The following is a 13,745-nucleotide window of genomic DNA, read 5'->3' on the forward strand; positions in this document are numbered from 1 at the left end:
TGTACGTGCAGCTGTACCTGGCGGGCATGGGTCTCGAGCTGTCCGACCTGCAGGCGCTGCGCACCTGGGGCGCGCTGACCCCGGGCCACCCGGAGTACCGCCACACCGATCACGTCGAGATCACCACGGGCCCGCTGGGTCAGGGTCTGGCCTCCGCGGTCGGCATGTCGATGGCCTCGCGGCGTGAGCGCGGTCTGTTCGATCCCGCGGCGGCGCAGGGCAAGTCGGCCTTCGACCACTTCATCTACGTGATCGCCTCCGACGGCGACATGGAGGAGGGCGTCACCTCCGAGGCGTCCTCGCTGGCGGGCACCCAGGAGCTGGGCAACCTGATCGTCTTCTACGACGACAACAAGATCTCCATCGAGGACGACACCCGCATCGCCTTCACCGAGGATGTCGCCGCGCGTTACCGCGCCTACGGCTGGCATGTGCAGACGGTCGAGGGCGGCGAGAACGTCACCGCCATCGAGGCGGCCATCGCCGAGGCGCAGTCGGTCACCGACAAGCCCTCGATCATCCTGCTGCGCACCATCATCGGCTTCCCGGCCCCGAAGAAGATGAACACCGGCGCCGCGCACGGCGCCGCGCTGGGCGCCGACGAGGTGGCGGCCACCAAGCAGGTCCTGGGCTTCGACCCGGAGAAGTCCTTCGAGGTCGATCCGGCGGTCATCGCGCACTCGCGCGGCAATGTCGCCGATCGCGCCAAGTCCGCGCGCGCCGCCTGGCAGGAGCAGTTCGACGCGTGGGCCGCGGCCAACCCGGAGAACAAGGCGCTCTTCGACCGCCTGCAGCAGCGCGCCCTGCCGGAGGGCTGGGCCGAGGCGCTGCCGACCCACGCCCCGGATCCCAAGGGCATGGCCACCCGCAAGGCGTCGGGCAAGGTCCTCGAAGCGCTGGCGCCGGTGCTGCCGGAGCTGTGGGGCGGTTCGGCCGACCTGGCCGAGTCCAACAACACCACCATGCCGGGCGCGCCGAGCTTCGGCCCGGAGTCCATCTCCACCAGCCACTGGTCGGCCAACCCGTACGGGCGCACGCTGCACTTCGGTGTGCGTGAGCACGCGATGGGCTCGATCCTCAATGGCATCGCCCTGCACGGACCGACCCGTCCGTACGGCGGCACGTTCCTGGTGTTCTCCGACTATATGCGCCCCGCGGTCCGCCTGGGCGCGCTCATGCGCACCCCGGTCACCTATGTGTGGACCCACGACTCCATCGGCCTGGGTGAGGACGGCCCGACCCACCAGCCGATCGAGCACCTGGCCGCGCTGCGCGCGATCCCGGGCCTGAATGTGGTCCGCCCCGGCGACGCCAACGAGACCACCTATGCCTGGCGCACCATCCTGGAACGCGATAGCGCCGAGCGGCATTCGCACTTCCTGGTCTCCGAGCCCCCGCATCAGGACGGCCCGTCCGCGCTGGCCCTGACCCGCCAGGACCTGCCGATCCAGGAGGGCACCAGCTACGAGGGCGTCCGCCGCGGCGGCTACATCCTGGCCGAATCCTCCACCGCCACACCGCAGGTAATCCTGATCGCCACCGGTTCGGAACTGCAGCTCGCCGTCGAGGCGCGGACTACGCTCGAGGCGCAGGGCATCGGCACCCGCGTGGTGTCCATGCCGTGTGTGGAGTGGTTCGACGCGCAGGAGCAGTCCTACCGCGACCAGGTGCTGCCGCCCGCGGTGCGCGCACGTGTCTCGGTCGAGGCCGGGATCGCGATGCCGTGGCACCGGTTCACCGGGGACGCCGGTGAGAACGTCTCGATCGAGCACTTCGGTGCCTCGGCCGATTTCAAGACCCTGTTCCGCGAGTTCGGCATCACCGCCGACGCCGTCGTCGCCGCTGCCACCCGCTCGCTTGCCAAGGTGAAGGGATAATTCCATGACCCAGAACACGAACACCGCGGCCCTGTCGGCCGCCGGGGTCTCGGTGTGGCTGGACGATCTGTCGCGTGATCGCATCAAGTCCGGAAACCTCAAGGGCCTGATCGATACTCGCAACGTCGTCGGTGTCACCACCAACCCGACCATCTTCCAGGGCGCCCTGTCCAAGGGCCACGCCTACGACGAGCAGGTCAACGAGCTCGCCGCGCGCGGCGCCGATGTCGATTCGGCGATCCGCACCATCACCACCGATGACGTGCGCGCCGCCTGCGACGTGTTCGCCGATGTCTTCGCCGCCTCCAAGGGCCTCGACGGCCGGGTGTCCATCGAGGTGGATCCGCGCCTGGCCTTCGACACCGACGGCACGGTGGCCCAGGCCCTCGAGCTGTGGAAGATCGTGGACCGGCCCAACCTGTTCATCAAGATTCCGGCCACCGAGGCCGGTCTGCCCGCGATCACCCGCGTGATCTCCGAGGGCATCAGCGTGAACGTGACGCTGATCTTCTCGGTCAAGCGCTACATCGCGGTCATGGGCGCCTACCTCGACGGTCTGCGCAACGCGCTCACCGCCGGGCACGACCTGGCCAAGATCCAGTCCGTCGCCTCGTTCTTCGTCTCGCGCGTGGACACCGAGATCGACAAGCGCCTGGAAGCGATCGGCACCGAGGAAGCGCTCGCGCTGCGCGGTAAGGCCGGAATCGCCAACGCGCAGTTGGCCTATGCCGCCTACCAGGACGTGTTCGACGGCGGCAAGCACACCGATGTCTTCGCCAAGCTGGCCTCGGCCGGTGGCGCGAACAAGCAGCGCGCGCTGTGGGCCTCCACCGGTGTGAAGAATCCGGAGTACTCCGATGTCATGTACGTGACCGAGCTGGTCGCGCCCGACACGGTGAACACGCTGCCGGAGAAGACCCTCGAGGCGGTCGCCGACCACGCCGAGATCGTGCCGAACTTCGCGGTCGGCAAGGCGGCCGAGGCGCAGGCGATCTTCGATCGGCTGGTCGCGGTCGGCATCGATCTGGACAACGTGTTCGGTGTGCTCGAGACCGAGGGCGTGGACAAGTTCGTGGCCTCGTGGAACGAGCTGCTCGTGGCCACCACCGAAAAGCTGCAGGTGGCGGGAGGCAACTGACAGTGGCTCGCGCGGCGACGACGGTCGCGACGCCGAATCCGCTGCGCGATGGACGCGACAGCCGGGTTCCGCGGATCGCTGGACCATGCAATGTGGTGATATTCGGCGCAACCGGTGACCTCGCGCGGCGCAAGGTGCTGCCAGCGATCTACGACCTGGCGAACCGGGGGCTGCTGCCCCCGGGCTTCTCGCTGGTCGGGTTCGCGCGCCGGGACTGGACCGACGAGGATTTCGCCAACCACGTCCACGAATCGGTGACGGCCTCCTCGCGGACACCGTTCCGCGAGGAGGTGTGGCAGCAGCTGAAGGAGGGGTTGCGTTTCGTCCGCGGCACTTTCGAGGACGACGCGGCCTTCCACAAGCTGGCCACCACCCTCAAGGATCTGGATCGGGATCGCGGGACGGGCGGCAATACCGCCTTCTACCTGTCGATTCCGCCCGACGACTTCCCGATCGTGCTCGAGCAGCTGTCCAAGAACGGGCTGGCCAAGGCGACCGATTCGCCTGCCGGACAACCCGATCCGTGGCGGCGGGTGGTCATCGAGAAGCCCTTCGGGCACGATCTGAAGAGCGCCCAGGATCTCAACGCGCTGGTGAACACGGTGTTCCCGGAGCGGTCGGTGTTCCGCATCGACCACTATCTGGGCAAGGAGACGGTGCAGAACATTCTGGCGCTGCGCTTCGCCAATCAGCTGTGGGATCCGATCTGGAACGCCAACTATGTGGACCACGTGCAGATCACCATGGCCGAGGACATCGGCCTGGGCGGGCGCGCGGGCTACTACGACGGCATCGGCGCGGCCCGCGACGTCATCCAGAACCACCTGCTGCAGCTGCTGGCGTTGACGGCGATGGAGGAGCCGGTCAGCTTCCAGCCCAAGCAGCTGCAGATCGAGAAGATCAAGGTGCTCTCGGCGACGAAACTCGTTGCGCCGCTGGACGAGACGACCGCGCGCGGGCAGTACACCGCGGGCTGGCAGGGCAGCGAACCGGTGGTGGGTTTGTTGCAGGAGGAGGGGTTCGACCCTAATTCCCGCACCGAGACCTACGCCGCGATCACGCTGGCCGTGGAGACCCGCCGTTGGGCCGGTGTGCCGTTCTATCTGCGCACCGGAAAACGGCTGGGGCGGCGCGTCACCGAGATCGCGGTGGTGTTCAAACGCGCCCCGCACCTGCCCTTCGATCAGACCATGACCGAGGAGCTGGGGCAGAACGCGCTGGTCATCCGGGTGCAGCCGGATGAGGGCATCACCATGCGATTCGGGTCCAAGGTGCCCGGGTCGTCGATGGAGGTGCGCGATGTGAACATGGATTTCAGCTACGGCGAGGCGTTCACCGAGGACTCCCCCGAGGCCTATGAGCGGCTCATCCTGGATGTGCTGCTCGGGGTGCCGTCGCTGTTCCCGGTGAACGAAGAAGTCGAATTGTCCTGGCGCATCCTCGATCCCGCTCTCGACCACTGGGCCGCGACCGGTAAGCCCGACCCGTACGAGGCGGGCGGCTGGGGTCCGGATTCGGCCGACGAGATGCTCGCGCGCAGCGGGCGGGAATGGCGGCGACCGTGATCATCGACATGCCCGACACCGACACCCGCGAGGTGTCGAAACGTCTTGTGCAGCTGCGGGAATCGAATGGTGTGGTCACCATGGGGCGGGTGCTCACCCTGGTGGTGTGCACCCTGGATTCCTCCGAGGCCGAGGACGCCATCGACGCCGCCAATGACGCCAGCCGCGAGCACCCGTGCCGGGTGATAGTGCTGGCGCGCGGGGACCGCATGGCGCAGACGCGCCTGGACGCGCAGATCCGCGTCGGCGGGGATGCCGGGGCGGCCGAGGTGATAGTGCTTCGGCTGCAAGGGGATCTGGTGCCCCACGAGGCGAGTGTGGTGATCCCGTTCCTGCTGCCCGACACCCCGGTGGTGGCGTGGTGGCCGCGGGGCGCGCCGGAGTTCCCGTCCAAGGATTCGGTGGGCCGCCTGGCGACCCGCCGCATCACCGACGCCACCTTCGCGCCGGACCCGCAGTCCACGATCAAGGGTCGGCGGCAGTCCTACGCACCCGGCGACACCGATCTGGCGTGGAGCCGCGTCACCTACTGGCGGGCGCTGCTGGCGGCGGCGCTGGACGAGGCGCCGTTCGAACCGGTTGAGTCGGTGACGATTTCGGGGCTGAAGGAAGAACCGGCGCTGGACATGCTGGCGGGCTGGCTGGCCGCGCGGCTGGACTGCCCGGTGGTGCGGCGCACCGGTGAGCTGAAGGTGGAGATGCACCGGGGTTCGGTGTCGATCTCCATCGCGCGACCCCAGCACGGGCGCACCGCGACGCTGACGCGTACCGGTGAACCCGATCAGCGGTTCGCGCTGGCTCGGCGCGAGACCAAGGACTGCCTGGCCGAGGAGTTGCGGCATCTGGATGCCGACGACATCTACGCCGAGGCCCTGACCGGAATCGAGAAGGTGACCTATGAGTAAGTCCGCTGTCGAAACCTATTCCGGCACCGACGAACTCGTGGCGGCCGCCGCGGCCCGCTTCGTCGCCGAGGTGGTGGAGGCCCAGCGCCTGCGCGGCTCGGCGTCGGTGGTGCTGACCGGCGGCGGCACCGGCATCAAACTGCTGGAACTGGTGCGCGAGGCGCCCGGCGACATCGACTGGGCCAACCTCGACGTGTTCTGGGGCGACGAGCGCTTCGTCCCCACCGGCGACCCGGACCGCAACGAACTCCAGGCCCGCCAGGCCCTACTCGACCATGTCCCGGTCGACCCGGCCCGCGTGCACCCGACCGAGTCCTCCAGCGGCGACTACCCGGACCCCTTGGAAGCCGCCGGCGAGTACGCCGCCACCGTGCACGCCTACCTGGCCGAACACGGCCAGTTCGACCTGCACCTGCTGGGCATGGGCGGTGAGGGACACATCAATTCCCTGTTCCCCCACACCGACGCCACCCGCGAGGAACACGAGCTCGTGGTCGCCGAAACCCACTCCCCCAAGCCCCCGGCGGTCCGCATCACCTTGACCCTGCCCGCGATCCGCAAGTCGCGGCACGTGGTGCTCATCGTGGGCGGCGAGGCCAAGGCCGCCGCGGTGGCCGCGGCACTGAATGGCGCTTCGCCGCTGGACATTCCGGCCGCAGGCGCGATCGGCACCGAGTCCACCACGTGGCTACTGGACGAGGCCGCGGCCGCCGATCTGCCGCACTGACAACCGGATTCGCCCGCTTCAGGGGTGGTCTCGCATCCGCGGGACCGCCCCTGAGCCATATCGGTCCGCCGGGCGCTAGGCGCAGCCCTGGTGGGAGAAGCCGAATTCGACGATGGCGGCCGCCTGCGGTGGTGCGTACCTGTCATGCGGCGCGCCGGGAGCGAAAGCGAAGACCGAGACGTCCTCGTTCTGGCGATCCAGCCACCACCCCGCGGTCCGGCACGCACCCCAGCGCGTTCCCCTCGGCTCGCCGGTTCCGTAGTCGCCCTCGGGCTTGAACGTCCAGCCGCCGGTGTCCCTCAGATGCCGCAGCAGGCGGTCAGCGACCTCGCTGCCAGGGCTGCCGTCGGTGACGGCGATGGCGAAGCTGCGATTGCAGTAGGACCCCCACGTGGTGCGGTTGCAGTCGGTCGAGTCGCCGACGACCTTCAGGCCCGCGGGCAGGGGCAGCAACAACTCGACGTCCGGAGTCGTGACAACCTTCCCGCCATTGCCGCCGGGACCGTCGAGCTCCCCGGAATCGACCGCCATCACGAACAGCACCCCGACCACGCTCACCGCGGCGAACAACCCGGCGAACCCCCGCACACCCCAGTGCAACACGCCTCCCCCACCGGTCTCGGCCCAATCCCACACCAGCGCGGCCAACAACACCACGACACTGACCGAGAACAGCAGCACCTCGAGGCTCTCCTGCCAATGCCGCAGCCGCCATTCGGCGAAGGACACCGCCAACTGCGCCACGGCCAGCCCGGCCAACACCACCCCCACCCGCCACCGGTTACGCGGCACCCGCACGGCAAGAAACCAGCACACCAGCGGCACCATCAAGATCAGCCGGAACACGTCGCCAGTCTAAAACGGCTGCGCCAGTGAATTTCTCACGCAGACCCGAGACGCGACAACCGCCTCTGAGCCGAAGATATCGATGCTGCCCGGCGATCGACCGGACTTCCGAACGGATTGGGCCACCGCCGAGGTATGGCGGATTGCGCGGTCGAAACGGGTAGTGGACTACTCACGATTCGCTGGTGGGGGGTGGTTAGCGTCGGGGTTGGCGTCGAAAGGTTCGGCGTGGAGGGGGAAGAAATGATCGACATCATTACCCTGCGGGGCACCGGGGAACAGCGGAACGACGATGGGACGCCGGCGGGGATGCTGCATGACGTTGCCAAGTTGTTGGATACGGAGAAGTTCAGGTGTTTCGAGCCGGATTGGCCTGCTTCGATCGGGCCGGATCCGAATGTGTGGGGGCCGTCGTTGGAGACGTCGGTGCGGTTGGGGGTGGCGGCGGGGGTGAAGGCGTTGCAGGATTCACCGAATGTGCGTGGGCTGCTGAGTTATTCGCTGGGTGGGATTGTGGCGAGCACGATTCTGGAGGGGGCTCGGGCGGGGGTGTATACCAATCTCGATGATTCGCCGTTGGAGATCGCGTTCGTGGTGAATATCGCCAATCCGATGCGGCGGGCGGGGCAGTCGGTGGGGAATCTGTGCCCGGCAACGACTTACGGGTTGCACAGGGCGCGTGGTGCGTGGCCGTTGGGGATCGATGTGCGCGAGTATGCGAATCCCGATGACATCATCACCTCCTCCCCCGGTGATTCGCCGCTGCGGGCCATCGATACCGCGATCTCGCCGTTCTCGCTGGTGGAGGGTGCCCGGATCGGGAACCTGACGCCGGTGATCTTCCACGAGTTGCTCAATTTCCTGCTGTTGAATCCGGTGGCGAATCTGGATCGCTATGCCGCCGCGGTGCGTGGCCTGCTGGGGTATCTGACACCGTGGCCCGACGGCCAGCACGTGCTGTATTCCGGTCACAACATGCCGGGCACCAGCGTGCTGTGGACCACCCACGCGGCGGATTATCTCAACGCGAACTACTGAGCGCCGGGTCCCGCCACACGTCGGGCGGGACCACCGCGCGGGAGCGGCCGTGGTGGTCGAGGATGCGGCCGAGCAGTTTCTCGTGGCGCAGGGTGATGGTGCGTTCGGTGATGGTGAGCCCGGGATGGCTTGTGGCGACCTGGTTTTCGAACCGGGTCACCTCGGCGACCGAGTGCAGTCCGGCCTGCAGCACCAGGTTGTGGGTGCCGCTGACGGCGGCGCAGTTGCGGGTTTGGGGCAGGCGGATGAGGTCGTAGCCGATGTCGGGGAGTGCGGCGGTCGGCGCGGTCGCCCAGAAGGTGACCGCGACCGGCCAGCCGCCGAGCGGGCGCGCGAAATCGCAGCGGAACCCGAGCAGGCCGAGTCGGCTCAGCTCGTCGATGCGGCGTTTGACGGTGGAGGCGCTGGTGTCGAGGGCGGCGGCGAGGGTGCTGTGGGCGGCGCGTCCGTCGCGGGCCAGGGCGGCGATCATGGCCCGGTCCAGCGGGGTGATGCGGCGGCCGCGTTCCTCGGCGGCCCGGGCGGGCGGGGTGCGCAGTTGCTCGCGCTGACCGGGGGCCAGCGCGTCGATGCGCCAGCTGCCGCCCTCGGCGAACCAGTGGGTCACGATCTGGGTGCGCACGGCGGCGATGTGCGGCACGGCGGGCAGCACGTCGAGGGTGTAGCGCGACATCTGGTCGAAGTCGCCGGTGGCGACGGTGGCCAGGATGCGGTTGCTGCCGCCGGCGCGTTCGAGGGTGAGCATGTGCGGGTGCGCGGCCAGGGTGGCCACGACGGCGTCGGTTCTGCCTGCGGCACAGTCGATGTCGACGTAGGCGGCGCACAGCAGGTCGAAGACGGCCGGGCCGGGTGAGACGCTCACCCACGCTTCGCCGCGGTCGTGCAGGCGCTGCCAGCGGCGGGCCACGGTCACCGGGTCCACGCCGAGCACCCGCCCGAGTTCGGTCCACGCGGCGCGGGGCCGCAGCTGCAGGGCGTGGATGAGCGCGAGATCCTCCTCGCTCAGCAGTCTGACGTCATCCTGCACAATCGCCTACCTCCTGACCGAATACTGCGATTGCCCGTCTCGGCATGCCCAGTCTCGCACAATCGAAGGGTCCCTTCGGGTGAGCTGTGGAACGGGAGAGTGCGTCGTGGCATTCGGTGATTTTCAGAACGAGATCTACTTCAACGGGTTGCGCGGGGTGGTGCCGGCCCTGCCGGTGAGCTTCGCGGAGTTGGCCGAGCGGGCGCGGGCCGCGATGCCGCCGTCGGTGTACTCGTATGTGGCCGGGGGTGCGGGTGATGAGCGCACGCAGAACGCGAATGTCGCGGCGTTCGACCGGTGGGGTGTGGTGCCGCGCATGTTCGTGGGGGCCAAGCAGCGGGATCTGTCGGTGGATCTGTTCGGAATGACCTTGCCCGCACCGGTTTTCATGGCTCCGGTCGGGGTGATCGGGCTGTGTGCGCAGGATGGGCACGGTGATCTGGCCACCGCCAAGGCCGCCGCCCGGACCGGGGTGCCGATGGTGGCGTCGACGCTCACGGTGGATCCGATGGAGGAGGTGGCGGCCGAATTCGGTGATACGCCAGGCTTTTTCCAGCTCTATACCCCTACCGATCGCGAGCTGGCCGCGAGCCTGGTACAGCGGGCGGAGAAGGCCGGGTTCAAGGGCATCGTGGTCACTCTCGACACTTGGGTGACCGGGTGGCGTCCGCGCGATCTGTCCACCGGCAACTTCCCGCAGCTGCGCGGGCACTGCCTGGCCAACTACTTCACCGATCCGGTGTTCCGGGCCGGGCTCGCCCAGTCGCCCGAGCAGGATCCACAGTCGGCGATCCTGCGCTGGATCCAGCTCTTCGGCAACCCGCTGACCTGGGACGACCTGCCGTGGCTGCGGTCGCTGACCACGCTGCCGCTGATCGTGAAGGGCATCTGCCATCCCGAGGACGCGCGCCGGGCCAAGGATCTGGGCGTGGACGGCATCTACTGCTCCAATCACGGTGGCCGCCAAGCCAATGGCGGACTGCCCGCGCTGGACATGCTGCCCGAGGTGGTGGCCGCCGCCGACGGGTTGCCGGTGCTGTTCGACTCCGGGATCCGTTCCGGCGCCGACATCATCAAGGCCCTCGCGCTGGGCGCGACCGCGGTCGGCATCGGCCGCCCCTACGCCTACGGCCTGGCATTGGGCGGGGCGGACGGCATCGTGCACGTGCTGCGCACCCTACTCGCCGAGGCGGACCTGATCATGGCCGTCGACGGCTATCCGACACTGAAGGACCTGACGGCCGAAGCACTGCGCCCGGTATCGGTCTAGGGCCCGAGGGCGGACCGACACTGTGCACTAGCCCGATAAGCGAGTTTCTGGCAATCGGCCGAATTGCGTTGAACGCCGGTATTTCCTGTTACACGGTGTCCTAGAGTCCGTGGCCACCACCGTTCGGTGGTGCCACCCCGACTCAGGAATACCTATGCACATACGTGTTTTCCGCAGCCTGTTCGTCTCCGCCGCCGTCGCCTCCGCCGCCGTGCTCACGCTGCCTTGCGCCGCGTGGGCGGCGGGGGCCATCGCTTTCGCACCGGCGGTGAATTCGCCCTCCGGTGGCTCGTTCCCGTCGTGGGGTCCCGGGCCTGCCCCCATCGGCACGGTCGCGGCCGACTTCGACGGCGACGGCAATCCCGATATCGTGGCCGCCGATTTCCAGGGCGACGGCCCGATTCTCATGAAGGGCAAGGGCGATGGCACCTTCGCGCCCGGCACCCGGGTCGGGTCGGTCGGCAACGGGTACGGGGCGATCGCGGCCGGTGATCTCAACGGTGACGGCAAGCCCGACGTCATCGCGCAGGCGTGGACGCAGGTCGTGGTGTTCCTCAACAACGGCAACGGCACCTTCAAGGTGGGCCAGAAGTCCACGACCGTCGAGGGCGCGCAGCAGGAGGTGCTGGTCGCGGATGTGAACGGCGACGGGAAAGCCGATGTGCTGAGCCTGCTTCCGATCGGGGTGCAAACCTGGCTGGGCAATGGCGACGGCACCTTGAAGGCGGGTGCGGTGACCACTTTCGGCGGCACACCCGGCACCTTCACCCTCGGCAAGTTCCATGCCGGCGCCAAGGTCGACATGGCCATCAACAACGATGTGACCCAGCAGGTCGAGGTGTTCTTCGGCAACGGCGACGGCAGCTTCACCCGCAAGGGGTCGAGCACCAGCGGCCTGATCACCGAGGACATCCGGGCCGCTGACTTCGACGGCGACGGCATCGACGATATCGTCACCGCGGACTCGTTCTCCTTCTCCACCACCGTGCTGGTCTCCGACGGCCAGGGCGGGTTCAAGAAGACCAACCGCGTCAACCTCTCGGGCCTGGGCCCGACCAGCATCGCGGTCGGCGACTTCGATCACGACGGCAAGGCCGATGCCGCGATGTCGGCGGTGCTGAACTCGAAGATGGTCATCTTCACCGGCAATGGCGACGGAACCCTCACCAAGACAGGCGAAGTCGCGGTGACCACCCAGCCGCAGACGCCCGTGGTGGCCGACTACAACAAGGACAGCAAGCCCGATATCGCCGTCGCGGGTGACGCCAACGAGGTGTCGTTCCTGAAGAACGTTTCCTGATCGGCTAGTCCTGGATGCGCCGGAACGGGCGCGCCGATTCCAGGGCGTAGGCCATTTCCAGCAGGGTGCGTTCGTCGCCGTGGGCCGCGGAGAACATGATTCCGATCGGCAGCCCGGCGGCGGACGCGCCCAGCGGCAGCGAAAGGGCTGGGGCGCCGGTCACATTCGCCAGGGGCGTGTAGGTGACGTAGGCGAGCAGGCGGTCGAAGACCTCGTCGAAGGGCTGGTCGGGGGCCAGGTAGCCGAGCTTGGGGGTCAGCGAGGCCAGCACCGGGGACACCACCAGTTCGATGTCGCGGAAGGATTCGGCGTAGGCGCGGCGCAGGCGCGAAAGCCGGTACAGGACAGCGGGGGAACGCAGGACCGAACCGCGGAAACGGGCGGCCAGACCCTGGGTGAAGGGATCGAGTTTCGCAGCGTCGAAGCCGCGGTCGAGGGTCAGTTTGCCGGTGAGGCCCAGCAGGGCAGCCAGCATTTCCCAGTAGGTGGCGAAGTCGTCGGCGAAACCGGGATCGACCGGGTAGGCGATGGGGCGGACCTCGTGGCCGAGGCTCTCGAGGAGTTTGACGGTGTCGTCGAGGACGGTGCGGATCTGCGGATCCAGAGGCGCGCCGGTGATGGGTTCGGACAGGATGCCGATGCGTAGTCGGCGCTCGGCGGGGCCCTCGACCAGACCGACCGGGGGTAGGGCCGGGTTGCGCCAGAAGCGTTCGGCGGCAGCGAAATAGGTGGCGGTGTCGCGAACGGTGCGGGTGAGCACACCCTCGGAGACGAGATTGATCGGCATCGAGCGGGCCTGCGGGCCGTCGATATGGCGACCACGGGTGGGTTTCAAGCCGACCAGTCCGCAGCAGGCGGCGGGAATGCGGATCGAGCCGCCGCCGTCATTGCCGTGCGCGATCGGGACCACGCCCGCCGCCACCAGCGCGGCCGAGCCACCCGAGGACGCGCCGGAGGAGAATCCGGTATCCCACGGATTGCGGGTCGGGTCGGCCCCGGCGAATTCGGTGGTCGCGTTCAACCCGAATTCGGGCAAGGTGGTCTTGCCGAGCACGGTCATACCGCTGCCGAGGAACTGTTTCGCGTACGGCCCATCGGATTTGGCCGCTCGCGCGCGCCAGGCCACACTGCCGTGCTGGGTGGGCAGCCCGGCCAGATCGGTGTTGTCCTTGACGTAGGTCGGCACGCCGTACAGCAGCGCGTCGCGGTCGGTGGCCAGGCGGGGTGTATCCGGTTGCACCACAATCGCATTGAGCGCCGGATCGACGCGGGCGGCGCGTTCGCGGGCCGCCTTGGCGACCTCGGCGGCGCTGAGCTCGCCGCGCCGGATGAGCGCGGCCAAGGCCACGCCGTCGTGGTCACCGAGGGCGTCATCGCCGAAGGCGTGAACTCGTGCGGTCATGACACCGGGCCTCCTCATCGAACTCGTGCACCCGACTTCTGCCCGACCCTACACAAACTGGACGAACGAACAGCAGGATTCGCGGTTCAGACCCGGCCGACTACCTCTCAGCGATTGGTGATTTCGATGCGGCGCGGTTTGGTCTGCTCACTCTTGGGTGCGCGCACGGTCAGCACGCCGTCGGCGAGCCGCGCCGAGATATTGTCGGCATCGATGTCCTGCGGCAGGGTGACCCGATAGTCGAATTCACCGGTGCGCCGCGTCCGATGCCGGAAGATCCCCTCCTTCTCCACCTGCTTCACCTCACCACGGACGCGCAATTCCGCACCGAACAACTCGATGTCGATGTCGTCCTGGCGAACTCCGGGCACGTCGACCTGCACCAGGTAGGCGTCGTCGGTCTCGGTCAGATCCGCCGGCGGCAACCAACGGCCCCGCTGATCGTCGCGCGGACCGAAGGTCTCGTCCATGAACTTGCTCATCTGCCCGAACAGATTGTCGAAGTCCCGGAACGGATCCCAGCGCGCGGGGGTCGCCGGGCTGTACTGCGAGCGGGGAACGGGTAATGACATCTCGATTCCTTTCCTTCCGATCTCCTGACTTCTCTTGCCAGCCGCACGTCCATCGGGCGGCCACCCGAAGCGGTTCCC

12 protein-coding genes are annotated in these 13,745 nt (G+C 68.1%); 8 read left to right on the forward strand and 4 right to left on the reverse strand.

The annotated features are described in order from the left end of the window. From ON43_RS19120 to pgl, 5 genes are all read left to right on the forward strand, one after another. On the forward strand, window positions 1-1,877 hold a 1,877-nt coding region (locus ON43_RS19120; protein ID WP_040809392.1), incomplete at its 5' end, for a transketolase family protein. Between the two features lie 4 nt (window positions 1,878-1,881). Further along, window positions 1,882-3,015, forward strand: coding sequence for a transaldolase (gene tal, locus ON43_RS19125; RefSeq protein WP_040809394.1), 1,134 nt, complete (start codon window positions 1,882-1,884; stop codon window positions 3,013-3,015). 2 nt (window positions 3,016-3,017) lie between these two features. After that, the gene (zwf, locus tag ON43_RS19130) at window positions 3,018-4,580 is read left to right on the forward strand and encodes a glucose-6-phosphate dehydrogenase (protein ID WP_040809396.1); all 1,563 of its coding nucleotides are present in this window, start codon (window positions 3,018-3,020) and stop codon (window positions 4,578-4,580) included. After that, window positions 4,577-5,485: a glucose-6-phosphate dehydrogenase assembly protein OpcA gene (opcA, locus tag ON43_RS19135; RefSeq protein ID WP_174416476.1), complete on the forward strand. Its 909-nt coding sequence runs from the start codon at window positions 4,577-4,579 to the stop codon at window positions 5,483-5,485. Before zwf ends, opcA begins: the two co-directional genes overlap by 4 nt. After that, window positions 5,478-6,212 (forward strand): 6-phosphogluconolactonase, encoded by a 735-nt coding sequence (gene pgl, locus ON43_RS19140; RefSeq protein ID WP_040809400.1) that lies wholly within the window; start codon window positions 5,478-5,480, stop codon window positions 6,210-6,212. The genes opcA and pgl overlap by 8 nt, the downstream gene beginning before the upstream one ends. A gap of 75 nt (window positions 6,213-6,287) precedes the next feature. On the opposite strand, the gene ON43_RS19145 is transcribed toward pgl, so the two are convergent. Continuing rightward, window positions 6,288-7,058, reverse strand: a complete 771-nt coding sequence (locus tag ON43_RS19145) for a hypothetical protein (protein WP_040809401.1) — start codon at window positions 7,056-7,058, stop codon at window positions 6,288-6,290. A 135-nt stretch (window positions 7,059-7,193) separates the two neighbouring features. On the opposite strand from ON43_RS19145, the gene ON43_RS19150 reads away from it, so the two are divergent. Beyond that, window positions 7,194-8,096, forward strand: a complete 903-nt coding sequence (locus ON43_RS19150; RefSeq protein ID WP_245568663.1) for a hypothetical protein — start codon at window positions 7,194-7,196, stop codon at window positions 8,094-8,096. On the opposite strand, the gene ON43_RS19155 is transcribed toward ON43_RS19150, so the two are convergent. Beyond that, entirely contained in the window at window positions 8,080-9,123 is a 1,044-nt protein-coding gene (locus ON43_RS19155; protein ID WP_218003298.1) for an Lrp/AsnC family transcriptional regulator, read from the reverse strand. The genes ON43_RS19150 and ON43_RS19155 overlap by 17 nt on opposite strands. Before the next feature lie 106 nt (window positions 9,124-9,229). On the opposite strand from ON43_RS19155, the gene ON43_RS19160 reads away from it, so the two are divergent. Then, complete coding sequence (locus ON43_RS19160; protein WP_040809407.1) at window positions 9,230-10,393, forward strand: lactate 2-monooxygenase; 1,164 nt, start codon at window positions 9,230-9,232, stop codon at window positions 10,391-10,393. 154 nt (window positions 10,394-10,547) lie between these two features. Then, window positions 10,548-11,693, forward strand: coding sequence for an FG-GAP repeat domain-containing protein (locus ON43_RS19165; RefSeq protein WP_040809409.1), 1,146 nt, complete (start codon window positions 10,548-10,550; stop codon window positions 11,691-11,693). Between the two features lie 4 nt (window positions 11,694-11,697). Here the strand turns inward: ON43_RS19165 and ON43_RS19170 are convergent, their stop codons facing one another. Beyond that, window positions 11,698-13,095: an amidase gene (locus ON43_RS19170; protein WP_040809411.1), complete on the reverse strand. Its 1,398-nt coding sequence runs from the start codon at window positions 13,093-13,095 to the stop codon at window positions 11,698-11,700. A gap of 107 nt (window positions 13,096-13,202) precedes the next feature. Then, complete coding sequence (locus tag ON43_RS19175) at window positions 13,203-13,667, reverse strand: Hsp20/alpha crystallin family protein (RefSeq protein ID WP_040809412.1); 465 nt, start codon at window positions 13,665-13,667, stop codon at window positions 13,203-13,205. Window positions 13,668-13,745: the final 78 nt, after the last annotated feature.

The organism is Nocardia concava NBRC 100430 (genome assembly GCF_000308815.1).
Classification (GTDB): Bacteria; Actinomycetota; Actinomycetes; order Mycobacteriales; family Mycobacteriaceae; genus Nocardia; species Nocardia concava.

Bases quoted from the DNA above. Each gene is read 5' to 3' on its own strand.
- ON43_RS19165 (WP_040809409.1), top strand. From the start codon at position 10,548: ATGCACATACGTGTTTTCCGCAGCCTGTTCGTCTCCGCCGCCGTCGCC.
- ON43_RS19150 (WP_245568663.1), top strand. From the start codon at position 7,194: ATGGCGGATTGCGCGGTCGAAACGGGTAGTGGACTACTCACGATTCGC.
- tal (WP_040809394.1), top strand. From the start codon at position 1,882: ATGACCCAGAACACGAACACCGCGGCCCTGTCGGCCGCCGGGGTCTCG.
- ON43_RS19175 (WP_040809412.1), bottom strand. From the start codon at position 13,667: ATGTCATTACCCGTTCCCCGCTCGCAGTACAGCCCGGCGACCCCCGCG.
- pgl (WP_040809400.1), top strand. From the start codon at position 5,478: ATGAGTAAGTCCGCTGTCGAAACCTATTCCGGCACCGACGAACTCGTG.
- ON43_RS19170 (WP_040809411.1), bottom strand. From the start codon at position 13,095: ATGACCGCACGAGTTCACGCCTTCGGCGATGACGCCCTCGGTGACCAC.